The 22,835-nt window shown below is 67.8% G+C and carries 25 protein-coding genes and 1 pseudogene; 12 read left to right on the top strand and 14 right to left on the bottom strand.

Features of this window, described 5'->3' with window-relative positions:
• The first annotated feature begins 79 nt into the window (after positions 1–79).
• From MJO54_RS11440 to MJO54_RS11425, 4 genes are read left to right on the top strand one after another with little or no spacing between them, the layout of a single operon-like run.
• On the top strand, positions 80–526 hold the full coding sequence (locus MJO54_RS11440; RefSeq protein WP_064889395.1) for an STAS domain-containing protein: 447 nt from the start codon (positions 80–82) through the stop codon (positions 524–526).
• A gap of 49 nt (positions 527–575) precedes the next feature.
• The gene (locus tag MJO54_RS11435; protein ID WP_064889394.1) at positions 576–1,085 is read left to right on the top strand and encodes a phosphatase PAP2 family protein; all 510 of its coding nucleotides are present in this window, start codon (positions 576–578) and stop codon (positions 1,083–1,085) included.
• On the top strand, positions 1,082–1,828 hold the full coding sequence (gene yaaA, locus MJO54_RS11430) for a peroxide stress protein YaaA (RefSeq protein WP_065153400.1): 747 nt from the start codon (positions 1,082–1,084) through the stop codon (positions 1,826–1,828). The genes MJO54_RS11435 and yaaA overlap by 4 nt, the downstream gene beginning before the upstream one ends.
• 17 nt (positions 1,829–1,845) lie before the next feature.
• Positions 1,846–2,505, top strand: a complete 660-nt coding sequence (locus MJO54_RS11425) for a M15 family metallopeptidase (protein WP_064889392.1) — start codon at positions 1,846–1,848, stop codon at positions 2,503–2,505.
• Here MJO54_RS11425 and MJO54_RS11420 read toward each other — a convergent pair.
• Positions 2,498–2,812: a thiamine-binding protein gene (locus tag MJO54_RS11420; protein WP_046286288.1), complete on the bottom strand. Its 315-nt coding sequence runs from the start codon at positions 2,810–2,812 to the stop codon at positions 2,498–2,500. The two genes, MJO54_RS11425 and MJO54_RS11420, sit on opposite strands and share 8 nt — an antisense overlap.
• Positions 2,813–2,864: 52 nt before the next feature.
• On the opposite strand from MJO54_RS11420, the gene dtd reads away from it, so the two are divergent.
• The 3 genes and pseudogenes from dtd to MJO54_RS11400 all read left to right on the top strand — a co-directional run bounded on the left by dtd (position 2,865) and on the right by MJO54_RS11400 (position 5,516).
• Positions 2,865–3,296, top strand: a complete 432-nt coding sequence (gene dtd / locus MJO54_RS11415; protein WP_046286281.1) for a D-aminoacyl-tRNA deacylase — start codon at positions 2,865–2,867, stop codon at positions 3,294–3,296.
• Between the two features lie 46 nt (positions 3,297–3,342).
• Complete coding sequence (locus MJO54_RS11410; RefSeq protein ID WP_046286282.1) at positions 3,343–3,771, top strand: DUF2834 domain-containing protein; 429 nt, start codon at positions 3,343–3,345, stop codon at positions 3,769–3,771.
• 261 nt (positions 3,772–4,032) lie between these two features.
• Positions 4,033–5,516, top strand: a pseudogene (locus tag MJO54_RS11400) (HNH endonuclease signature motif containing protein).
• Between the two features lie 11 nt (positions 5,517–5,527).
• Here the strand turns inward: MJO54_RS11400 and MJO54_RS11395 are convergent.
• The 4 genes from MJO54_RS11395 to MJO54_RS11380 form a co-directional block, all read right to left on the bottom strand.
• Positions 5,528–6,991, bottom strand: coding sequence for a lipase maturation factor family protein (locus tag MJO54_RS11395; protein ID WP_105294850.1), 1,464 nt, complete (start codon positions 6,989–6,991; stop codon positions 5,528–5,530).
• Between the two features lie 48 nt (positions 6,992–7,039).
• Positions 7,040–8,314 (bottom strand): competence/damage-inducible protein A, encoded by a 1,275-nt coding sequence (locus MJO54_RS11390; protein ID WP_064889389.1) that lies wholly within the window; start codon positions 8,312–8,314, stop codon positions 7,040–7,042.
• Positions 8,315–8,338: 24 nt separating this feature from the next.
• Positions 8,339–8,845 carry a hypothetical protein gene (locus MJO54_RS11385; RefSeq protein ID WP_046287078.1) on the bottom strand — a complete coding sequence of 169 codons (507 nt, stop codon included), beginning with the start codon at positions 8,843–8,845 and terminating at the stop codon, positions 8,339–8,341.
• 131 nt (positions 8,846–8,976) lie between these two features.
• Positions 8,977–9,213 carry a hypothetical protein gene (locus tag MJO54_RS11380; protein ID WP_046287077.1) on the bottom strand — a complete coding sequence of 79 codons (237 nt, stop codon included), beginning with the start codon at positions 9,211–9,213 and terminating at the stop codon, positions 8,977–8,979.
• A gap of 118 nt (positions 9,214–9,331) precedes the next feature.
• Here MJO54_RS11380 and MJO54_RS11375 point away from each other — a divergent pair, with 118 nt between their 5' ends.
• Both MJO54_RS11375 and MJO54_RS11370 read left to right on the top strand, forming a co-directional pair.
• On the top strand, positions 9,332–10,123 hold the full coding sequence (locus MJO54_RS11375; RefSeq protein WP_105294849.1) for an HAD family hydrolase: 792 nt from the start codon (positions 9,332–9,334) through the stop codon (positions 10,121–10,123).
• Between the two features lie 143 nt (positions 10,124–10,266).
• Positions 10,267–11,397 (top strand): nitronate monooxygenase, encoded by a 1,131-nt coding sequence (locus MJO54_RS11370; protein ID WP_046286510.1) that lies wholly within the window; start codon positions 10,267–10,269, stop codon positions 11,395–11,397.
• 4 nt (positions 11,398–11,401) lie between these two features.
• On the opposite strand, the gene MJO54_RS11365 is transcribed toward MJO54_RS11370, so the two are convergent.
• The 7 genes from MJO54_RS11365 to MJO54_RS11335 form a co-directional block, all read right to left on the bottom strand.
• Positions 11,402–11,869 (bottom strand): hypothetical protein, encoded by a 468-nt coding sequence (locus MJO54_RS11365; RefSeq protein WP_082108437.1) that lies wholly within the window; start codon positions 11,867–11,869, stop codon positions 11,402–11,404.
• Entirely contained in the window at positions 11,869–13,116 is a 1,248-nt protein-coding gene (locus MJO54_RS11360; RefSeq protein ID WP_240175969.1) for a DUF58 domain-containing protein, read from the bottom strand. Before MJO54_RS11360 ends, MJO54_RS11365 begins: the two co-directional genes overlap by 1 nt.
• A 23-nt stretch (positions 13,117–13,139) precedes the next feature.
• Positions 13,140–14,123, bottom strand: a complete 984-nt coding sequence (locus MJO54_RS11355; RefSeq protein ID WP_396877033.1) for an AAA family ATPase — start codon at positions 14,121–14,123, stop codon at positions 13,140–13,142.
• Positions 14,120–14,608, bottom strand: coding sequence for a hypothetical protein (locus tag MJO54_RS11350; protein WP_046286503.1), 489 nt, complete (start codon positions 14,606–14,608; stop codon positions 14,120–14,122). Before MJO54_RS11350 ends, MJO54_RS11355 begins: the two co-directional genes overlap by 4 nt.
• Positions 14,605–15,543, bottom strand: coding sequence for a DUF4129 domain-containing protein (locus MJO54_RS11345; RefSeq protein ID WP_046286504.1), 939 nt, complete (start codon positions 15,541–15,543; stop codon positions 14,605–14,607). The genes MJO54_RS11350 and MJO54_RS11345 overlap by 4 nt, the downstream gene beginning before the upstream one ends.
• A gap of 119 nt (positions 15,544–15,662) precedes the next feature.
• Positions 15,663–16,712, bottom strand: coding sequence for a phosphogluconate dehydrogenase (NAD(+)-dependent, decarboxylating) (gene gnd, locus MJO54_RS11340; RefSeq protein ID WP_109469973.1), 1,050 nt, complete (start codon positions 16,710–16,712; stop codon positions 15,663–15,665).
• Between the two features lie 63 nt (positions 16,713–16,775).
• Positions 16,776–17,198: a hypothetical protein gene (locus MJO54_RS11335; protein WP_046286505.1), complete on the bottom strand. Its 423-nt coding sequence runs from the start codon at positions 17,196–17,198 to the stop codon at positions 16,776–16,778.
• Between the two features lie 125 nt (positions 17,199–17,323).
• Between MJO54_RS11335 and MJO54_RS11330 the strand changes: the two genes are divergently transcribed.
• A complete protein-coding gene (locus MJO54_RS11330; RefSeq protein WP_046286515.1) occupies positions 17,324–17,872 on the top strand; it encodes a YceI family protein in 549 nt (182 codons plus the stop codon).
• 1 nt (position 17,873) lies between these two features.
• Here the strand turns inward: MJO54_RS11330 and MJO54_RS11325 are convergent, their stop codons facing one another.
• Positions 17,874–18,986 carry a DUF7159 family protein gene (locus MJO54_RS11325; protein ID WP_105294848.1) on the bottom strand — a complete coding sequence of 371 codons (1,113 nt, stop codon included), beginning with the start codon at positions 18,984–18,986 and terminating at the stop codon, positions 17,874–17,876.
• A gap of 347 nt (positions 18,987–19,333) precedes the next feature.
• On the opposite strand from MJO54_RS11325, the gene MJO54_RS11320 reads away from it, so the two are divergent.
• Both MJO54_RS11320 and MJO54_RS11315 read left to right on the top strand, forming a co-directional pair.
• On the top strand, positions 19,334–20,317 hold the full coding sequence (locus tag MJO54_RS11320) for an esterase family protein (protein ID WP_064888590.1): 984 nt from the start codon (positions 19,334–19,336) through the stop codon (positions 20,315–20,317).
• Positions 20,318–20,414: 97 nt separating this feature from the next.
• Positions 20,415–20,891, top strand: coding sequence for an SRPBCC family protein (locus tag MJO54_RS11315; protein ID WP_082108342.1), 477 nt, complete (start codon positions 20,415–20,417; stop codon positions 20,889–20,891).
• A 4-nt stretch (positions 20,892–20,895) separates the two neighbouring features.
• Here the strand turns inward: MJO54_RS11315 and MJO54_RS11310 are convergent, their stop codons facing one another.
• Positions 20,896–22,659, bottom strand: a complete 1,764-nt coding sequence (locus MJO54_RS11310; RefSeq protein WP_046285457.1) for a CocE/NonD family hydrolase — start codon at positions 22,657–22,659, stop codon at positions 20,896–20,898.
• Positions 22,660–22,835: the final 176 nt, after the last annotated feature.

Genomic DNA, 22,835 nt, shown 5'->3' with positions numbered 1-22,835 from the left:
TAACTTCGCCGCATAACGTCGGGAAACATCGAGGTCGGCACAGCTGCCGACAGCGATCGACAGGAAGGCGGGGGCTGGCATGGCAATCGACATCACCACACGAGGCACTGCTCGGATCAACCCGGTCGTCGAGTGCGGCGGGGCGCAGATTCGGGCGCACTACCGTCACCTCGCGACGGTGATCGCGATCCGGGGCCGGATCGATGCCACCAACGTGGACCAGCTCAGCGAACACGCCCGGCGCTTCGTCCTTGCCAAGGAGCCGCTGGTGCTCGACCTGAGCGGGGTCACCTCGTTCGCCGCCGCCGGCATCTGGCTGCTCTGCGTCCTGGACGGCGACTGCCGTGCCGCGGGCGTGGAGTGGACCCTCATCGAGAGCTCAGCCGTGCACGAACTGCTCGGCGACTTCGACGAGGACGCCATGTTCCCGACGTCGCGTTCGGTGGACCAGGCGCTGCACGCTCTTGCCGACGGCAACGACCAGCGCCGCCAGATGCTGCTGCCGCTGTTCCAGAAGTCGGCCTGAAATAGGTCGGGGCCTCGCCACCACGCTGCGCTGGTGGCCGCTGGCCGGTGTGCTGGCGACATTGGCCCTCGGTTGGGCGGTGGGCCGCGGCTCGACACCGATCGACAACTGGTTCAGTAACGCCACCTTCACTCTGATCGGTGAGCAACCCCGGTGGCTGTTGATCTTCACCAGCGGCTGGCTGGTGCTGGCGGTGACGGTGGCGTGCCTGGTGGTGGCCTTATCCCGTAGGCAGTGGGTTTTGGCGGCCGCGGTGCTGGCCTGCCCGTTCGCCGTCACCGCCATCACCATGGGGCTCAAGCACCTCTTCGACCGGCGTAACGGGCCCTACCTCGAATACCCCAGCGGCCATACCGCGCTGTTGGTCGCGGTGCTGGGAATGATGGTCGTGGTGGCGGCTGCTCGGCTCTGGGCACTGGCCGCCGCGGCGCTGGTGAGCCTGCTGGGCATGCTCGGGTTGGTGGCCTGCGGCTACCACTACGTCACCGATACCGTCGGTGCGGCAATGCTCGCCACCGCGCTGGTGTGTGGAACGGCTCGGTTAACGTCTGCGCTGTGATCGTGCTGCTGCCCCCGTCGGAGACCAAACGTGCCGGCGGCGACGGACCACCGCTGAGCCTCGAAGCCCTGGCGTCCCCGCAACTCACCGGCCTGCGGGCCGAACTGGTCGACGAGCTGGTGGGTTTGGCCGCTGATCGGGAGGCCAGTCGCAGCGCGTTGGGGTTGTCGGCGTCGCAAGACGCTGAGATCGAGCGCAACGCCGCACTGCGTACCGCTCCTACCGCGCCGGCGATCCACCGCTACACCGGTGTGTTGTACGAGGCACTGGACATCGACTCGCTGCGCGGCGCCGCAGCCGCCCGGGCCGGCGCCCGCCTGGCCGTCGGCTCCGCCTTGTTCGGGCTGCTGCGGGCAACGGATCCGGTACCGGCATACCGACTCTCGGCGTCCTCGAAGCTGCCCGGACAGCCGGGGTTGGCCAAGCGCTGGCGGCCGGTGCTGGAACCGGTGCTGGCCGAGATCGCCGCAGCCGAGTTGGTCGTCGACCTGAGGTCCGGTTCCTATGCGGCACTGGCCGGCGTTCCCGGCGCAGTGCGCGTCGATGTGGTCGCCGAGCACCCCGATGGGCGACGAGTCTCGGTGAGTCACTTCAACAAAGCGCACAAGGGGCAACTGGCGCGGGCGCTGGCCACCACCAGGGCCGAACCTGACGATGCCGCCGCGGTGGCCGCCATAGCTCGGCGGGCCGGCATGCGGGTGGAACGCGACGACCGTCGGCTGACGATCGTGGTTGCCGCCTGACAGGCGACAATGGGCAGATGCCGAGTCTGCGGATGGTGATTGTTGTTGCGCTGCTGCTCGCCGGAGCCTCCGGCACCGCAGCCGCCGCGCCGGGATCGGAGGTGCCGGCACTGTCGGAGCCGGCCCGCGCAGCCGGGTTCGTCGACGTGCGCAGCGCGGTGCCGGACGCGATCATCGACCTGCGATATGCCACCGCGAACAACTTCGTCGGCGAACAGCTCTACCCGTCGAACGCTCGGTGCCTGGTGCACGAGTCGCTGGCGCCGGGCTTGACGACGGCGGCCGCCGCGCTGCGCAGCCGAGGACGAATTCTGGTGTTCTGGGACTGCTACCGGCCACACAACGTGCAGGTGCGGATGTTCCAGGTAGTGCCGAACCCGAATTGGGTGGCCCGGCCAGGTTCATTGGCCCGCAGCCACGAGACCGGGCGGTCGGTCGACGTGACGACCGCCGACGCGTATGGGCGGCTGTCAGAGATGGGCACCGGATTCGATGACTTCTCGCCGGCTGCAACGGCATTCGCCGACGGGATCAGCGCCCGTGCCGCGGCCGAGCGTGCCGCCCTGCGCGACGCGATGAGTGCCGGTGGGCTGGCCGTGTATTCGGGTGAATGGTGGCATTTCAACGGCCCCGGCGCCGATGTGGGCCGCCCGATCCTCGACGTGCCGGTCAACTAGGCGGCGGCGCCGCCAGGTGCCGTTCCACCGATACGACTTTGGTGTGCATGGCGTCGACCGCGCCGTCTCGCCAGTCGGCTTTGATCACCGTGCTGACCCGAGGTGAGCGGGCCGCTACCGCTTCCACCGCCCGTTGCACCACGGCCATCGCTTCAGCCCAGCTCTCGCTTTCGATCACGGTGAACATCGAATCGGTGCGATTGGGCAGTCCCGATTCCCGAACGACCCGTACCGCCTCGGCGACGATCTCGCCGACTCCCTCCCCCACGCCGAGCGGCGTTACCGAGAACGCAACCAAGACCGACACGTCACTCACCCCTCTCGACAGCGTCACCGCGAGCGTACCTAGCATCGAGGCCGTGCGAGTTCTGGTCCAGCGTGTCTCATCGGCCCGGGTCACCGTCGACGGTCAGACGGTCGGCGCGATCGAACCGGAGGGCCAGGGCCTGCTCGCACTGGTCGGCGTGACCCATGCCGACGATTCCGTCAAGGCCCAGCGACTTGCCGAAAAGCTTTGGCAGTTACGCATTCTCGACGATCAGAAGTCGGCGGCGGATGTCGATGCGCCGATTCTGGTGGTCAGCCAGTTCACGCTCTACGCCGACACCGCCAAAGGCCGGCGGCCGTCGTGGAATGCCGCCGCGCCGGGACCGGTCGCCGAACCTCTGGTCGCGGAGTTCGCCGAGGCACTGCGCGGGTTGGGCGCGCAGGTGGCGACCGGGCAGTTCGGGGCACATATGCAGGTGGAATTGGTCAATGACGGTCCGGTGACGGTGCTGCTCGAGCTCTGACGCGAAACCGCGCTACGCCCGGGTTCGTGGGCGCTAACGTGGCCCGATGAATACAGCAGCCAAGGTCCGTTGTGGCGTCTACGCCGTGATTGCCGTCGCCGCGTTGGTCGCCACCTGGAGCCAGAATCTGGCCTACGACGGAACCGAATCGTTTTTCTCCCGGTGGCTGCCGGACACTGCGGTAACACCCGCGTCCCGCTCGATCACCGCCGACATCCTGATGCTGTTCCTCGCGGCGGCGGTGTTGATGGTCACCGAAGCCCGCAAGCACAACGTCCGGTTCGTCTGGGCCTATATCTTCGGCGGATTCCTCACGGCGATCAGTTTCACCTTCCCGTTGTTTCTGATCGCCCGCGAACGTCGGCTGGCCGCCGAGGGCGCCTCGACGCCCCGACTGGGTGCCCTCGATGCGGCACTGCTGGCCGTGGTCACCCTGGTCCTGGTGGGCGCAACGCTGTGGGTTGATACCCGGTAGGGCCGTGGGAACGCCCTGGAAATCCTGGAGTACTTCACCCAGGACGGTGGCGGCACCGCCTACACCGTCAGCTCGGCTATGCGGTAAGGACTGCCTAGAACATTCGATTCTCGGTCGGCTTCTACCGACCCGCCTGCCGTCGCGAATGAGCCACCTCCAGAACCTTCCAGCCGTGGCCACAGTTATCCACACTTGACGATTCTGCTAACAGGTTCTGATCAGCCAGCCTTTCCGTCGGCCAATCGCACTAATGTTCGATATATGGGTAGGAATGCGATCGCGGATCGGGACACCATTCTGGGGTGCCTCGACGCGGTCGAGGCCGCCTATGACCAGCTCGAACGCTGCTCGCTGGATGGCTTGAGCGCCGACGACTTGATGGCGGTGCTGGCCCGTCGGGAAACGTTGGCGTGGCGGGCGCCGGTGGTCGATCACCGAATCCTGGCCCGGCTGGTCATCGACGGCGATCCGGGCGCTTTGGGGGCGTGCTCGCTGGCCAAGGCATTGGCCGAGCGATTGCGGATCAGCAGCGCCCGCGCGCGGCGCCGATTGGCCGAAGCCGCCGAGCTCGGTCCACGCGCCGCGGTGACTGGGGAACCCTTGGAGCCGGTGTTACCGGAATTGGCCGCCGCACAGGCTGCGGGTCGGATCGGGCCGGAGCACGTGACGATCGCCCGCAAGGCCCTGACGAAAATCCCGGCCACGGTCAGTGCTGCCTACCGTCAGCGGCCGAGCGCGACCTCGCGGTACTGGCAACCCAATTCGGACCGGAAACCTTCGCCCGCCTGGCCGATCACCTGGTAGCCGTACTCGATCCCGACGGAGACTTCACCGACCGGGAACGCCTCGCGAAGCGCGGACTGCGCCTGGGCCGCCAAGACGTCGACGGGATGAGCACCCTGTCGGGCAAGATCACCCCGGAACTGCGCGCCACCCTTGAGCCGATCCTGGCCAAACTCGCCGCCCCCGGGATGTGCAACGCCGCCGACGAGCACCCCTGCATCAGCGGGACACCGAGCCAAGAGCAGATCCAGCGCGATAATCGCCGCCCCGACCAACGCACCCACGACGCGCTATTGGCTGCCTCCCGCGCCCTACTGGCCTGCGGCGAACTCGGCCAACTCAACGGCCTACCGGTGACCGTCATCGTCACCACCACCCTGGCCGAGCTACACGCCGCCGCCGGCCACGCACCGGTGACCGACTCCCGCACCAGCGGCAAAGCACACACGGCCGGCGGATCGCTCATCCCCATGTCCGACCTACTGCGGATGGCCGAGCACGCATATCACTACTTGAGCGTGTTCGACGGCCGAGGGCGCGCGCTCTGGCTAGGACGTAGCAAGCGGCTCGCGTCAGCGGATCAGCGCATCGTGCTACATGCCCGAGATCGCGGCTGCACGAGACCCGGCTGCACCGTATCGGGGTATTTGTCCCAGGCGCATCATCTCGAAAAGGACTGGGCCCACAACGGACAAACCGACGTCGACGCCCTGGCGTTGGCGTGTGCACCCGATAACCGGATGTCCACCGAACAAGGCTGGACCACCACCCTCGGAGACGACGGCCGCGTCGCATGGATTCCGCCACCGAAACTTGAACGCGGCCAACCCCGAGTGAACCCGTTCCACTTCATCGAAGCCGTCATCGACTACCACACCCGACCGAACCCGACCCCCAACAAGGTCGACGATCTGCCCGAGGAACAATCATCGTCCATCGACGATTGGCCCGAAGCGGGGTGACCGCCGCGGCACTAACGGAAGTCGCGCGGAGCGGACAACCCGGCAGCCGATACCGGCGACAGATAGACGCCCACCAGGGTCCGATGCCACCAGGCCCCGTCCCGCCGCCGCTCGGCCCACGTGGTGAAGCGGTACTCGTAGAGCAGGATCCGCACGAAGCGCGGCGGGGTATCCGGAAACGGGTTGTAGCGCAACAGACGTAACGTGTCGCGGTCATTGCGCAGTAACCGCTGCAGCAGCGCATCACGCCACGGCAGCCCATACCGCGGCGAGAGCGCAGCGAACCACATCAGCCAATCCAGCCGAAGATGATAGGGCGCCCATTGCCGCGGAAGTCGGTCCACCGCACCGGGTTTACCTTTGAAGTGATATTCGCTCCAGGGCGTTCGCTCGGTGAGCTCCGCCGCCGCCGTTCCCTCGATCACCAGCTCCCGCCGGGAGCGGCCAACAGCCCCGAACGCACCGTAGCTGTTGACCAGATGAAGCGGGGTGAAGCTGGCATTCATGCGCTGATTGCGCGACGCCATGTTGCGCACCGGCCAATAGCTCAATATCACGACCACCGCCGCGTACACCATCACCAGCGCGGCGAACCACATCGGGGCCCGCGGCATGTCCGGTGGCTGCAGGCCCGAAATCGTTCCGGTGAACCAGGATTCGTCGAGAGCCCCGGCCGCCAAAACGATCGTGATCCAATTCAGCCAGGCGAAGTTGCCGGAGGCGACCAGCCACAACTGGGTGATGATGATGATCCCGGCGGCCACCCCGGCGATGGGTTGCGGAGCGAACAACCCGAATGGAACCACCAGTTGGGCGACATGGTTGCCCGCTGCCTCCATTCGGTGCAACGGTTTGGGCAGGTGGTGGAAGAACCAGCTCAACGGCCCGGGCATCGGCTGGGTCTCGTGGTGGTAGTACAGGCAGGTCAAGTCACGCCAGCAGGAATCGCCGCGCAACTTGATCAGCCCCGCGCCGAACTCGATGCGGAACAGCAGCCACCGCGCCAGCCACATGATGAGCACCGGCGGCGCAACCCGGTCGTTGCCCAAGAAGACCGCCAACAACCCGGTTTCCAGCAGAATCGATTCCCAGCCGAACGCATACCAGGTCTGGCCGACGTTGACGATCGACAGATACAGCGCCCACAGCAGCAGCCAGATCGCCATCACCGTCCACAGCGGCACCAACTCTCCGACCCCCGCCACCAGAGCCGCGGCCAGTCCAGCACCCAGCCAGCACACGAACGCGAAGAAGCGATCCGAGTAATGCAGATGAAAGATGCTGGGCGTCAGCCGAAACGGGCGGCGCCGCACGTACTGCGGCACCGGCGTCATACCGTTTTCGCCGATCAGGGCGCGGAACTGCCGGGCGGCCGCGACAAAGGCGATGACGTAGATGGCCGCGATCCCGCGTTCGAGGAGCAGCCGTCCCAGCCAGTACCCGGAACCGCTCAACCACGCCCACTGTGTGCTCACACCTGCAACTCCTCGGTGTGATGTTCATACCACCGGTAGGGGCAGGAGTCAGCCGGTTGACAGGGCTCGGTACAGCAAATGCATGGCTACGGTCGTCGAGCGCTCCCGGACATCGGCCCGCTCCCCCGGCAAACGCGTAGTCCGGGTGGTCATCCGGCCATCACCGAGCGCCACACAGAAACACACCGTGCCCACCGGTTTGTCCGGCGTTCCGCCGCCAGGCCCGGCGATGCCGGTGATCGCCACCGCGGTGTCGGCACCGAAGCGGCGCAGCGCGCCCGCGGCCATCGCCTCGGCCACCGGCTCGGACACCGCGCCGTGTTCCGCGATCAATGCCGCGTCGACGCCCAGCAGTTCGATCTTCGCCTCGTTGGAGTAGGACACCACTCCGCCGGCCAAGTAGTTCGAGGCGCCCGGCGGGTCGGCCAGTCGGCCCGCCAGTAGGCCCGCGGTGCAGGATTCGGCGGTCGCGATCTGTCGACCGGCCAGCGCCGCCGCCACCAGATCGTCGATCTGCGAACCGTCCTCGGAAAAGATCGCTCGGGAATGCCGCTCGCGCAGCAATGTCAGCAATTGCTCGTAGGCGCCTGCCGCGTCCGGTTCGTAGCGCGTGACGATCTCCAGTTCACCGCGACGCAGGCAGGTGGTGATCTCCAGCCGATGGAAGTCGCCGATGGCATCTTGGGCGTGCCGCAGCGTGTCGGCCAGCCCGGACTCGGGCAAGCCGAACATCCGGATCATCTGCTGCTCGTAGTGCGTCCGGCCGGCCAAGGCCTCCTGCACCGCGGCGGTCTCTATTGCCTTGTGCCACATCGGTTGCAGCTCACGAGGCGGCCCCGGCAGCACCACGACCGTCGGCGAGCCGGGCACCACGACTCCGGGCGCGGTGCCCACCGGGTCCAGGATTGTCGCGCCGGCCGGAACCATCGCCTGTTTGCGGTTGGCCGCCCGGACCGTCGCGAAATCCGGAGCGCCCGGACCGGTGTAGCGCGCCATCATCGGTTTGATGATCTCGGCGATCCGGGCTTCCAGCTCGTCGTCGAGCACGACATCACGGCCGCAGAACCTGGCGACGGTCTCGACCGTCAGGTCGTCAGCCGTCGGCCCCAGGCCGCCGCTGGTGATGATCAAGTCCACACCCTCGGCGGCCAGGAACCGCAGCTGACTCTCGATGTCCCTGGGCCGGTCGCCACAGATCGTGATGTGCGCCAACTCGACTCCCAGTTCTAGGAGCCGGTCAGCCAACCACGGTCCGTTCCGGTCGGTCACACGTCCGGTGAGTACCTCGGTACCGGTGACGACGATTCCTGCGCGTGCGCTCACCGGTCCGAGATTACGCAGTCAGCGTCAGGGCAAGCCCGGAATCAGCATGACCTCCATCGGCGTCACCGGAGCAACCGGCGCAACCGGAACGCTCGGCAGGTAGCCAGTGGGAGCGAACGCCGTCGGTGCCGCAGGCACCGGGGCCGAACCACCGAAGTTCGGCAGCGGGAACGGCAGCACCGAGCTCAGGCTGGCCGGAAGGTTCCCCAGTCCGGGCAGCCCGGTGGCGGCCTGCTGCTGGGGCATCGCGCTCGGCGACGGCGGCACGTTGAAGGTCGCGGTGGCCAGCGGTGCCTGCCCGGGTGTCGCGGGCGGCGCGAAGGTGGTGCCGCTCAGCGCCCCCGTGGTGGTCTGCAGCAACTGCTGCGGCAGGCTCGTCGAGGACGCGACCATCTGCTCGACCACGCCGGACAACCCCGGGTTGATCGGCGCGGTGTCGGCGTTCGCGGTGGCGCTGGACGCCAGCGCAGTGAGGAACAGACCCGCAGCGGCGCCGGCCGCGACGGTCAGGTACTTACGGATTCGTGACATGGCTTCTCCCCAATCCCAACAACTACAAGGTCGGGACCGAAGTTAGCCGTGTGAAAACTGATGCCAGTGTGACACGAGGGGCGTTTATGCAACCGTTGCGAACCGGAGCCGCGGCAGTTACCGAGCCGGCCTCAGCGGGCCAACCAGCTCGCAGTCTTCGCCAGGTCGGTGGTGTAGGCCAGCAGGACGCCGTCCTCGTAGTGGGCTCCGCCGTTGAGGGCGGTGCTGTCGCGCCAAATCGCGTGAACCTGGTAGATCCCGCGGCTGTAGACATCGACACGCTCACGCTGGGTACGCGCCCAGCCCTGCTGCTCTGCCTTCTCCGACAAAGTTTCCCGCGCGTCGGTCGCGGTGGTCTCACTGGTCATGAAGCCGACCCTCTTTTCGCATAGGCCAAACACGCTATCAGCTGCCCAGATAGGTCCTCCGGTGGCGCGGCGCGCGACCGCCCCCGACGCGCCGGGCGCCGACGTAACATCGACGGCGATGACCGCAGTACCGAGTGATCCGATCGCCGACGTCGCCCGGACCGAATCGGGCGCGCGGGTCGGGGCGTTCTTCGACCTGGACGGCACCTTGGTCTCAGGCTTCACCGCCACCGCACATGCCGGCGACCGGATCCGCCGGCGCCAGGCCCGGGCAGGTGAGGTGTTCGGCGTCGTCGAGGCCGCCGTGCGGTATCGCCTGGGGCGTATGCAATTCGAACGGCTGCTGGTGCGGGCGGCGGGCTACCTGCGCGGCGAGACCATCGGCGAACTCAACGACGTCGGCGCCCGACTGTTCGCCGACCACATCACCAGCCGGATCTACCCGCACATGCACGAGATCGTGCGGGCGCATCAGCAGCGCGGCCACACCGTCGTACTGAGCTCTTCGGCACTGACCATCCACGCCGAACCGGTGGCCCGGTTCCTGGGTATCGCGCAGGTGCTGTGCAACCGCTTCGAGCTCGACGAGCGGGGCGTGCTCACCGGGGACATCGTCAAGCCCGTGGTGTGGGGCGCGCAGAAGGCGGCCACCGTGCAGGATTTCTGTGCGGCCAACGGGGTCGACCTCACCCAGAGCTTCTTCTACGCCGATGGCGACGAGGATGCCGCGCTGATGGCGCTGGTAGGCCGGCCCCGGCCGGTCAATCCCCGGCCCAGGCTGGCGGCGCTGGCCGCCGAACACGGGTGGCCGGTGCTGCGCATCACCGGCCCCGACCGCACCGGCGGGCGATCGTTGCGACGCGCCGCCGGTTTCGGGGTGGCGGTGCTGCGCGCTTTTTCCACGCGCTAAGCCACCCGATGCTCTAAGACACGATTGCCGGTAGTGTTAGGTTTCACCAGCACACCTAGGCCCGACTGGCCTCATGATGCCGCGTCTGGTACTTAATTAGAACACGTTTCACTTCGATCCCACGCCCTGTGAAGGAGTCCGTCATGCACACTCCCCTCTGCGACGAACTCGGCATCGAGTTCCCGATCTTCGCTTTTACCCACTGTCGCGACGTTGTCGTCGCGGTGAGTAAGGCCGGCGGTTTCGGGGTGCTGGGCGCGGTGGGCTTCACCCCGGAGCAGCTCGAGATCGAGCTGAAGTGGATCGACGAGAACATCGGCGACCACCCGTACGGCGTGGACATCGTCATCCCGAACAAGTACGAGGGCATGGACTCCGGGCAGTCCGCCGAGGAACTCGCCGAATCGCTGCGCAAGCTGGTCCCCCAGCAGCACCTCGACTTCGGCAAGAAGCTGCTCGCCGACCACGGTGTGCCCGTTGAGGGCGCCGACGCCGACAGCCTGCAGCTGCTCGGCTGGACCGAGGCGACCGCCACCCCGCAGGTCGAGGTCGCGCTGCAGCACCCGAAGGTGACGATGATCGCCAACGCACTCGGGACTCCCCCGGCGGACATGATCAAGCACATCCACGAGGCGGGCCGCAAGGTCGCCGCGCTGTGCGGCTCCGCACGACAGGCGCAGAAGCACGCCGCGGCCGGCGTGGACATCATCATCGCCCAGGGCGGCGAAGCCGGCGGACACTGTGGCGACGTGGGCTCGATCGTGCTGTGGCCCGAGGTCGTCAAGGCGGTAGCACCGGTACCGGTGCTGGCGGCGGGCGGCATCGGCAGCGGCCAGCAGATCGCCGCGGCCCTCGCGCTGGGCGCGCAGGGCGCGTGGACCGGTTCGCAGTGGCTGATGGTCGAGGAGTCCTCGAACACCGAGGCCCAGCACGCGGCATACATCAAGGCCGGCAGCCGCGACACCGTGCGCAGCCGCTCCTTCACCGGCAAGCCGGCCCGGATGCTGCGCAACGACTGGACCGAGGCCTGGGAAGCTCCGGAGAACCCGAAGCCGCTGGGTATGCCGCTGCAGTACATGGTCTCCGGCATGGCCGTGCGGGCCACCAACAAGTACCCGAACGAGAGCGTCGACGTCGCCTTCAACCCGGTCGGCCAGGTCGTCGGCCAGTTCACCAAGGTGGAGAAGACCGCGACCGTCATCGAGCGGTGGATTCAGGAATACCTCGAGGCCACCGGCACCCTGGAAGCCCTCAACGAGGCATCGGGCGTCTGATCGATTACCGCTCGGCGCCCAGAGAAGGGCGCAGAAACGGTTGTGCGGCAACGGCATAAAGGCCGAATACCGCAAACGGCGCCAATAGCGGTAGCCAAGGAAGCTGCCACGGGAACACCGTCGCGACTAACCCCGCGACGGTGAACCCGAGGGCAAAGATCGCTGTCGGCAAAGTCAGTGTGCCGACGTGGCGCAGCGCAAGGTAGCCGACCGCGGCCAGCCCGGCCACCGCCGCCGAAACATCAGGTGGATCGGCCAGACCGATTGCGACGGCCGCAAGCAACACCGCCATCGTCGCCGCCGCTTTCCAGCGAAGCCCGAGTAACACCGCACCGGCGGCCAGCAGCGCCGCGGTCACTGCCAAACCCGAGGCGCCGAAACCGGCGACCGCGGCCATCGACAGGCCGGCCAGACCGCACAGGGCGGACAGCCCCAGCGACAGGCGCGCGTCGATTCCGGGCGAAAGCGCCATCACCGCACCGCCGCAGGCCTGCGCCGCTGCGTGACCACACGCATCGCCTGCTCCAGCGGCTGCTCGTACGACCAGGAGGCGACATCGACGCCGATGGTGGCCATGTCGCGATACATGGCACTGCGCTGCAGCGTCCAGATCCGGGCCACCAACGGATCCAGGTCGCTCTCGAATGGTGAGCCGCCGAGCACGTCGACCGCGAGCACCACGTGGCCCCGTTTTCGCAGATCGGTCAGCGCCAGTGCGAATTCGGTGTCCAGCAGCGTGGAGAACGCAATGATCAACGCACCCGATGGAACCGCGGCCCGGGGTGCCAGCGTTCCGGTGGTCGACTCGACTCCGTCGCCGGCACCGAGGACCGCGTCGACGATGCGATAGAACTGGCGCTGCCCGATCTCCGCACCGACCCACCGCGGGTGGCGGCCACCGAGAATGACGATGCCGGCACGGTCGCCATTGCGCAACGCGGTCTGCACCACCTGCGCCGCGCCGAGTACCGACCGTTCGGTTGCCTCGGTCGCCGGGCCGGCAGGCTGCGGGTAGGCGTCGATCAACACCACGACGTCGGCGCCACGATCGGTCAGACGCTGAGTGACATGCAGGCTCCCGCGTCGTGCGCTGACCGGCCAATTCACCGAGCGCAGCGGATCGCCGGGAACGTAGGCGCGGATGTCGGCGTACTCCACGCCGCGGCCCGGATGCCGGGTGAGGTGGGTCCCGACCCGGTCGAGCAGGTCGCTGTGCGGGACCGGTGTGGCCTGCGGCGGCGCCAGCGGGAATACGGTGACCTCGGCGACCTTGACAGTTCCCGTCCCGACCAGCAGACCACCCCGGGCCACGGTGCTCACGATGGCCCGGATCGGGTACCGTCCCCAGCGTCCGGCGGTGGCAGTGACCGTATGTCGGCTCCCAGCTGCGACGGTGGACTCCGCGGTCTCGAGACTGAGCGCCGGATGCGCCGATACCGCCAGCCTCACGTGAACCATGTCGGCGTCCGATACCGTTGCGCCGACCGATAATTCGACCGACTCGGTCTCGAAGCAGCGCTGCACCGACGGCGTGGCATGTACCCGCAGGCTCGGAACGGGTCGCTGGCTGTCCAACGAGCACAAGACGCCGAGCAACGGTGCCGCAAAGGCGATCAGCTGCCAGCGCGATGCACCCACGGCCAGCACCAGGGCCAGCGCGGCACCGGTGGCCACCGCCTTGGCGAATGGGGATGCCCGCCAATGCATGACGACGTCCATCTCGAGCAACTCTGGGTCGTGCGTCACGTCGGTGTCGCCTCCGGGGTACGCGGCACCGGCAGCCGCCGCAGCAGTTCCTCCACCACATCGGCGCCCTGAACTCGACGTACCCACATCTCCGGCCGCAGCGTGATCCGGTGCGCGATCGCAGACGTGGCCAACGCTTTGACGTCCTCGGGGATCACGTAGTCGCGGCCGAGCAGCAGAGCGCGGGCCCGAGCGAGCTGGACCAGGTCGAGTTCCGATCGCGGGCTGGCCCCCACAGCCACCTGCGGATGGCGCCGGGTTCCGGTGGCCAGCGACACGACGTAGCGCAGCACGTCGTCGTGCACACCGACCTGCTCCACCGCTTCGCGCATCGCCACTAGATCGTCGGCGTCAACCACCTTGCGCACCGTCGGTAATGCGGCGCCGCGGTCCAGGCGACGGCGCAGCATGGCCGCCTCCCCCTGTTCCGAGAGATAACCCAGGCGCAGCCTGATCGCGAACCGGTCCAGTTGCGCCTCCGGCAGCGGATAGGTGCCCTCGTACTCGATCGGGTTGTCGGTGGCCAGCACGATGAACGGCGACGGCAACCGATGCGTGTTGCCGTCGATGCTGACCTGACCTTCGGCCATCGCCTCCAGGAGCGCCGCCTGGGTCTTGGGCGGCGTCCGATTGATCTCGTCGGCCAGCACCAGGTTGGTGAAGATCGGCCCGCGCCGGAACTCGAAACGGCCCGAGGACATGTCGTAGACCGTCGTGCCGAGCAGGTCAGCCGGCAGCAAGTCGGGGGTGAACTGCACGCGGATGAAGTCCAGTCCGAGCGCGGCCGCGAACGACCGTGCGATCAAGGTCTTGCCCAGGCCCGGCAAGTCCTCGATGAGCACGTGCCCGCCGGCGAGCACCGTGGTCAGAATCAGGGTGAGCGCGGACCGCTTGCCCACCACGGCCCGCTCGATCTCGTCGAGCACCGCGGTGCAGCGTTCTCCGGTGGTGGCCGCCGCGCCGGACAGCCCGGTGCTCATCGCTGCTCCAGGCGGCACAGGATCTCTTCCAGCACAGCACGTCCGGGGCCGGACCCGCTGTCGCCGGTGGGTGCGACGTTGCCGGGATCGACCCACGGCCAAAGCTCGTCGCCGAACAACAGCGCCCCGGTGGCAGCGAACGCAGCGGGATCCTTCGCCCTCCCCTGCCCGGTGGAGACCTCGAACCGCCGCGCCAGGATCGGTCGCCATCGCCGATCCCAGTCGGCTCTGGTCGATTCCGACCAGCGGATTCTGGCTTCGGTTCCCGAGCGCCACCGGCGCAGGGCCTCACCGGGTTCATCGGTCGCCGCCGGATCTGCCGGTGGTCGCGAGCCTCCCGTGGTCAGCAGGCGCCGAATACCGAAGACCGGTAGCGCGACCGCGAGGCCCGCCGCCGCGAACAACAGCTGACGCTGGTGGGTCATCAGCGCCACGAGCTCAGCGCCAACTATCAGTAGGACACCTTGCAGCGCTAGCACTTTCATCGTGGATTCCGCAATTCCTCGAGAACCTGCCGCAGCGCAGCGATCGCATCAGCGCGATCGCGCTCGGTCATCAGGTGGGCGCTGAAGCGCGCCTCGGTGAACAGTTCCACCAGCCGGGTCGCGTTGGCCGCGGGCAGGGCATGGTGTTCGACGGCTCGCGCCAGCACTTCGGTGGGGGTGTCGAAGGCGCGGGGTGCGATATCGGGAACGGCGCCCAGGTGGCTTTCCATCACCGCGTAGCAGGCGATGATCGCCGCGCGAGGCTCGCGACTGGGATCGACGATCCGGGCCAAGCCGAGTTCTGCTGCCCGAACCAGGTTTTCACCGGGACTCGGTGCGTCCGCCATCGACGGGACCACGAAGGTCGCAGGCAGCGCGGGATGTGGGCGCCGGGCGCGTGCGGCGAGGACCGCGGTGGCCAGCAGAGCCAGCAGCAGGGTGGCCACGGCCAGCAGATACGCGGACGCGCCACCGGCCAGTCCGCTGGGTGCGGCCGGCGGCGGGGCCGGCGCACCCGGTGTACCCGGTGGCGTCTCACCCGTTCCGGGCACCTCCGCCGGCAGCTCGATACGGAGTCCTCCACCGAGCTTCGCCAGCATCACGATGGTCAGCAGCCACAACGCCAGCGCCGCCGCGACGATCAGCACCGCGCGCCAGACCGGTCCTCGTCCGGCACCAGCGGTCAGGGACAACTGGCCGATGCTGCCGGCCCGTGCGCGTTGATGCCGTGCCCGGTGCACGACAGCGACCGCGATGATCGTGCCCGATAGCGCCAACAACGCCGACAACACAATCGGTTCCACGGTGCTAGCGGCGCTCGCGCGGTGTGACTCGGGCGCGGCACCGGGAAGGTATCCGCGCGTGGTGGCGCCGGCCGCGAGCAGCAGCACGCCCAGGGCGATCACTCGCACGGTCGCCCTGTCGCTACCGGCCATCACCGGAGCACCAGGTACCTGGGTTTCCCGCCGTCGCCGCGGCATTCCCCATACTGGCACGCCAGGGCGGGAAGCGGCCAGGATCGCGCCGACAGCCCCGCGTTGTTAGGCCGAGCCGGTCACCCGGACTTCTCGTCGTGCCCGCCGAACTGCTTGCGCATGGCCGAGAGCACCTTTGCGCCAAACTCGAACAGCTGGCGAGAGGCGAATCGTGCGTACAGCGCGGTGGTGAGCACCGGCGCGGGGACGCCCTCGTCGATGGCGGCGATAACGGTCCACCGGCCTTCGCCGGAATCGGAGACCCGGCCGGCGAATTCCTCCAATTGCGGCGACTTCTGCAGCGCACTGGCGGTCAGATCCAGCAACCAGGAACCGATTACGCTGCCCCGCCGCCAGACCTCGGTGACCTGCTCGATGTCGATGTCGTACCGATAGAACTCGGGATTGCTCAACGGCGCGGTTTCGGCATCACCCTGCTGATCCTGTTTGCCGATGTTGGCGTGGTGCAAGATGTTCAGCCCCTCGGCGATCGAGGCCATCATCCCGTACTCGATGCCGTTGTGCACCATCTTCACGAAGTGCCCGGCCCCCGACGGGCCGCAGTACAGATAGCCTTTCTCGGCTTGCGCGATCTCGCCCTCGCGTCCCGGGGTGCGCGGGGCCGCGTCCACCCCCGGAGCCACGGTCGCGAAGATCGGCTCGACATGGTCGAACGCTGCCCGATCCCCGCCGACCATGAGGCAGTAGCCCCGTTCGCGGCCCCACACCCCACCACTGGTTCCGCAATCGAGAAGATGAATACCTTTGTCGGCCAAGACCTTTGCGTGCGCGATGTCGTCGCGGTAATAGGAGTTGCCGCCGTCGATCACGATGTCGCCAGCTTCCAGTGTGCCGGCAAGTTCTTCGATGACCCCGGTGGTGATGGCACCGGCGGGCACCATCACCCACACCACCCGCGGCGCGGACAGCTGCGCCGCGAGCTCGGCCAACGACGAGACGCCGGTGGTGTTGGGTTCGGTGGTCAGTGCGCTGACCGCGTCGGCGTTGTGGTCGTAGACGACGCATTCGTGACCGCCGTCGACCATGCGCCGAACGAGATTGGCGCCCATACGCCCCAGACCGATCATCCCCAGTTGCATGGTGCGCTGCTCCTTACCGTGAGCGGCCATCGTCCGCTCGAAGCTAGCGCACCAGTCTGGGCAGAAGCTGACCGGTGGATGCGGCAGGTGTGCCTACCCGACCTGGGCGATCCCCGGCGGGAAGTAGGGACCGATGCCTCCGGTGTAGATACCGGGCTGCCAACCGCGCGCGCCCAGGCACAGCAACGGCAGCCCGTCGGGCGACTGCGCGGCCGACTGCGGGTTCGGGCATGGCGAACCGATCTCCTGCACCCCGTAGAGCGGGTAGGAGATCTGCCAGAAACCGGTGTCCTTGGCCGGGAACTGGTTGGCGATGAAGTGGCACGCCAGCGCCTGGCCGTTGGGGCCGTGGCCGTAGATGAAGCGCTCCCAGCTGAAGCAGGCGTCGCCCTGGCGCTGGCCATCGACCATCCCCGGCACGTCGCCGGGGTAGGCACCGGCATCCGGTGCGGCGCTGATAGCGACTGCACCCGCGGCTCCCGCGATGAAAGCAGCTGCAGCTAGTTCACGAATCATTCTTCGCCCTCAGTCTGTCGATCCACGCCACCCATCGGCGACGCGTCAGAGCCTAACGGGTGGTCGTCGCACGTCAGCGCGAATCCGCCGAAACCCGGCGGGGCGGGACCGCTAAAGTGCCGCGGATGACCGGAAAGCAATGGCAGCTCGACGCATCGCACGGCCAGCTGCTGGTCCGCACCGATGTGGCGGGGCGAGCGGCAAAGATGGGGCATCGGCTGACCATCGTTATGGAGCGTTGGGAAGCAACCGTGTCGTGGTCCGGTGACCGGCCTACCGCAGTAGAGCTGGCGGTCGAGGTCGATTCGCTGCGCGTGCTGCAGGGCGACGGCGGGATGACTCCGCTAACCGCACCGGAGAAGACGCTGATCCGCGGCAATGCGCTCAAATGCCTCGACAGCAAGAAACATCGACTGATCCGGTTCGGGTCCAGCGACATCGAACCGACCGACGACGGCTATCGGCTCACCGGTGAGCTGGAGATCCACGGCCGGCGCAAGCCGCATGTCGTCGAACTTCGGGCGGCCCACCAACCCGACGGTTCCTGGCAGCTGAGCGGCGACAGCAGGGTGCTGCACAGCGACTTCGGTGTGCGGCGCTATTCGATGCTCATGGGGGCCATGCAGGTCGCCGACGAGGTGACGGTGTCCTTCTCGGGGACCGTCGCAGCCTGACTCAGCGGCCGGGTGGGCCGAAAATGTGGTCCCGCACCTGTTCTAGCCGCGAGGGGACGCCATCGGGTGACGTTTCCTGCAGGTCCGGTGCGGCCTGCGGTGCATCCCACAGTGAACCGAGCTCGGCTGGCGCCTCTTCCGGGGTCTCGCTCGGGGGCACGGGGGCGGCAGGTGGCGGCGGAAGGGCCGGGGCGGCCGCCGGGGGTGGCGCGGCGGGAACGGCGACGCGCGCCACCGTGGCGCGCTGCGGTGGCGTCGCATCCGGCTCTACCCTGCTCGGGCCGAGTTGCAAGCTCAACGCGGCGGCTACCGAGGCCACCAACGTCACCGCTCCTGCCGCCAACATCAGCAGCGCTGCGGCATAGGGCAGTGACCGCACACGACGCGGGCCGCTGCTACCGACCGCCACGCCGGCCGCGGGCGCCTCGAGCGGCGTCGAAGTCAATTCGGCATGCGGCGCCAAGGCCTGGGCCGCGCCTCGTGCCAACTCCTGAAACGCCCCGCCCTGAACGAACACCGGAATCGACAGCTTGGACTCCAAACGGCGCCCGAGTCGGTCCATGCCCCGCACCGATCCGGCCACCAGGAGCACCTCCGGTCGCTGGCCTCTCGAAGCCACCGTGTCACCCAGCCAGCCGATCACATCGTCGGGACCGTTGATCGGGCAGGTGACAACCGCTTCGGGGGAATCCGGCTGGTCGGGCAGGACCAAGCTGGCCACCTCGGCTTCGACGACGCATACCGCGGCCCGTGCGTGTCGTGCGCCGATTCCGGCGGCCAGCGACATAGCGGCCTGGCTGTAGCGCACCGGAACCACGTGCTCGAAGCCGGCGTCGGCCAGCGACTCGAGCAGCAGCGCGGCGCCGACGGCCGCTTCATCGCTCCAGGTCACTGCCACGCCGTGCAGTCGTTCATCGCGCGCGGCCAGCATGGTGCGTACCTGGTCAGCCACCGCTGAGGCTTGTGCCGCCAGATCTACCGCGTCGGGTCCGGCGTCGCCGACGGCGACATTCACCTCGTCACCGATAACCGTCGGGCAGTCCGAGCCCCCGGCGTCGGCCATGACCCAGCCGATTGTCGACGGCGTGATCGCCAGCCCCAGTACGGTGTCCAAAATCGCGCGCCCCAATCGTCCTGATCTGCGCTGTCACCACGTCTGCTCAGGGCCTTCGCCGGGCCCGTGACCGGGCTCGGCGAGGCGCCGGAACAGACCGGCGACAGCTCAGGACTGTGTGGTCTTGTCGGCTTACCGGAGGGGAGCCTACGCGTGTCGTACTACTTGTCCTAACCGGGTCCGGGGCGAAAATCGGGTATGCTATATGCGAGTCGGATCCCTTGACGGCCGCTTAACTTGCAAATTGCGGCCGTTGCTGCATGTAAGGGCCGATGCCGAAGTGGCGGCGCGCGTGGCGTCGCGATCGAGAGATTGAACGGTCCACAGCACGACGACAAGGGGCAGGAATGACAGACGTGAGCAAGGGATTGCGCTGGGCACGCCGACTTTTGGTCGGCGCGGTAGCTGCCGCAGCGCTGCCGGGCCTGATCGGCCTGACAGGTAGCGAGGCGACCGCATCGGCGTTCTCCCGGCCGGGTCTGCCGGTCGAGTACCTGCAGGTGCCTTCGGCAGGTATGGGCCGTGACATCAAGGTCCAGTTCCAGCCCGGTGGTCAGGGCTCCCCGGGCCTGTACCTGCTCGACGGCATGCGGGCCCAGGACGACTACAACGGCTGGGACATCAACACCCCGGCCTTCGAGTGGTACTACCAGTCCGGCATCTCGGTGATCATGCCGGTCGGTGGCCAGTCCAGCTTCTACAGCGACTGGTACAAGCCGGCTTGCGGCAAGGCGGGCTGCTCCACCTACAAGTGGGAGACCTTCCTCACCAGCGAGCTGCCGGCCTACCTGGCCTCCGAGTACGGCGTGAGCCAGAGCCGCAACGCCGCGGTCGGCCTGTCGATGGCCGGTGCGTCGGCCCTGACGCTGGCGATCTACCACCCCAACCAGTTCACCTACGCCGGTTCGCTGTCGGGTTACATCAACCCCTCGGACGGCAAGAGCTGGATCGGCCTGGCCATGGGTGACGCCGGCGGCTACAAGAAGGAAGACATGTGGGGCCCGGACGACGACCCAGCGTGGTTGCGCAACGACCCGACGGTCAACGTCGGCAAGCTGGTCGCCAACAACACCCGCCTGTGGGTCTACTGCGGTAACGGTCGTCCGAACGAGCTGGGCGGCGACAATATCCCCGCGACGTTCCTTGAGGGCAACTTCATGATCGGCCAGAACAAGAAGTTCCAGGAGCTCTACACCGCGGCCGGTGGCAACAACGCGATCTTCAACTTCCCCGACTACGGCACCCACAGCTGGGAGTACTGGGGCCAGCAGCTGCAGGCCATGAAGCCTGACCTGCAGAGCCACCTGGGCGCCAGCGGCGGCGGCAGCTAGGTTCTGCACCGACATCCCACTGGGCCCCACCCGATTCCGGGTGGGGCCCAGTGCTTTGTCGCCGATGGGGTTACCGTGGCGTCGCCGACGTGATTGGATGGCGAACATGCAGGGTTCGGCGACAGTTCATATGGCGGCCCCGGCCGAGCGGATCTGGGATCTGGTGGCCGACGTTCGTAACATCGGGAAGTTTTCTCCAGAGACCTTTGAGGCGCAGTGGCTCGACGGTGCTGAGGGTCCCGCGGTGGGCGCACGATTCCGCGGGCATGTGCGGCGCAACGGGATCGGGCCGGTGTACTGGACCACGTGCCGGGTCACCGAGTGCGAACCGAATCGGGTCTTCGGCTTCGCGGTGCTCGCCGGTGACCGCGCGGTGAACCGGTGGCGTTACGAGCTCACCCCCACTGCGGATGGCACCGACGTCACCGAATCGTTCCAGCTGGCCAATTCCTTCCTGACCACCGTGTACTACTACGTGTTTGGCGGTTTTCTACGGCAGCGCAACAACATTCGCGATATGCGCCGCACCCTGGAACGAATCCGCGACGTCGCAGAAGCGCCCGCGCAGCCCTAGCGGCTCAGTCCAGGCTGTCCGGGTCGGCCAACGGCAGCAGCAGGAATGACGGGGTGGGACCGCCCTGATGCACCTGGTAGAGCCCACCCGCCAACGCCTGTCGGGTAGCCGCGGTTGGAACCAAGTGCGGGAAATCGTAGGTGGTCACCGTCAGTCGCAACCGATGCCCCGGCGCGATCAGCGCTGCGGTCGGGAAGATCTCGATGTCGTAGGCGGTCAACTCCCCTGGCTCCACCGGTCGCATCGCAGACCGCGTGCTGATGTGATGCGGGCGCAGCACGGTGCCATCCGGCAGGTACCAGGTCCGGTCCGGGTCCAACTCGCGGTGTGAGCCCAGCAGCGCCCCCAGCGTCAGCGGCCGATTGACGCCCTCCGGCGCAACATCGTCGAGGTGGGCGACCCACAGTGTCTCGGTGGTGTCGGCGGTCGCCTGCACGCGCAGCGTGATCGGGCCGGCGATCAGGGTCGGCGAGTCGAATGCCTCAGTGGTGTAGGTCAGCGCCCCGCGCTGCACCCGGCGGTTGTCCTGGTCGTGACGGGTGCGGCCGCCCGCTGCGGCGGTGGCGAAACTGTTCAGCCCCAACGACCACTGTTCGAGGCTGCGCCCCGATACCGGACCGTGCGAGCGGTACGGCAACGCGGCCAGGCTTTGCTCCTCCTGGGCGTCGGCAGTCAGCCGGCCGGCGTGGGACAGGTAGAGCCGGGTCGGTGTCGCCTCGGGAATCGGGTACTCCCTGGTGTGGAACCAGCGGCGGTCGCCTATCGCCTGGAAGGTGAACGGTGAGCCCGAGATAGCTGCCGCCGCATCATCTTTCAGCCAGTAGTCAAACCAGCGCAGCTGCAGATCCAACAGGTGCAGACCGTCGTAATCCGAAACGTGGTACCACGGCCCCATCATCAGTTTGACGCGGTCGGTCAGGGGCTGCCCGGGCTGCATCGCCGCATTGGGCGGGCGGCCGGTGTAGGCGTTCTGCAACGCCGCGTAGTTCAGCGGTGCGCCGCGCTGAAAGGCATCGTGCCAGCCACCGGTGAGGAAGACAGCCACGTTGTTGGCGGCGATCTCCGGCAGCACCAAGTCCGGTCGCATGTCGTCCCAGAACGGCCCGTCGTAGGCGGCGTCGCCACCGGTGCGCGCCTCGGCGATCAGCGGTCCGAAGTAGCTGCGCTGATCTTTACCGCGCTGGCGTACCGCGGCAAGCCCGCCGGCCCGGGGCCGCGAATGACTCCCCGGGGTGAAGAACTCCAGCGCCGGGTTGATCACGTTGAGCAATGCGTAGATCGAGCCGTAGGCGCGCACCGTCCGCAGGTGCGATACCCCGCCCATCGCGGCGGCATCCCGATAGAAGTCGTTGGCGGCCATCACCGGGAAGATCGCCTTGAGCGGAGAGTCCGGGCCGACCGCGGCCGCGGTGAACAGCTGGTTGATGGCCAGGTAGGAGATGCCGAACATGCCGACGCGCCCATTGGCGTTGGGCAGCGTGGAGGCCCAGCTGACCAGCTCGACACCGTCGCGCGTCTGGTCCGCGCCGAACATTTCGAACGAGCCACCAGATGCCCCGGTGCCACGGACGTCGACCATCACCTCGATGTAGCCCCGCCGAATCAGATGCGGTGACGGACCGCCGCCGATCTGCGCCGCCGGCGGCGGTGCCAACTTGCCGTAGGGGGTCACCGACAACAGCACCGGGAACGGTCCTTCGGCGGGCGCGCCAGTCTCGGGGACGGTGGGGTAATGGATGTTGGCGCGCAGCACGACTCCGTCGCTCATCTTCACAGCGACGTTGCGCCGAATCCCGACGCCGTAGCGCGCGGGCGGCGCGGTCCACTCCGGGCTCAACGGCGACGGGCTGCTCCGGCGGACCCGCACGGCCGACCGGGGCTTGCGCAGTGCGACACCTGCTGCCCCCGCTGCAGCGGCTGCTGCCAGCACCCATCCGACCCTTC

Origin of the sequence: Mycolicibacter virginiensis (assembly GCF_022374935.2) — a bacterium.
In the GTDB taxonomy this organism is placed as follows: domain Bacteria; phylum Actinomycetota; class Actinomycetes; order Mycobacteriales; family Mycobacteriaceae; genus Mycobacterium; species Mycobacterium virginiense.
Note: the sequence above shows the minus strand (reverse complement) of the source record. Positions and strands in the feature narration are given on the sequence as shown.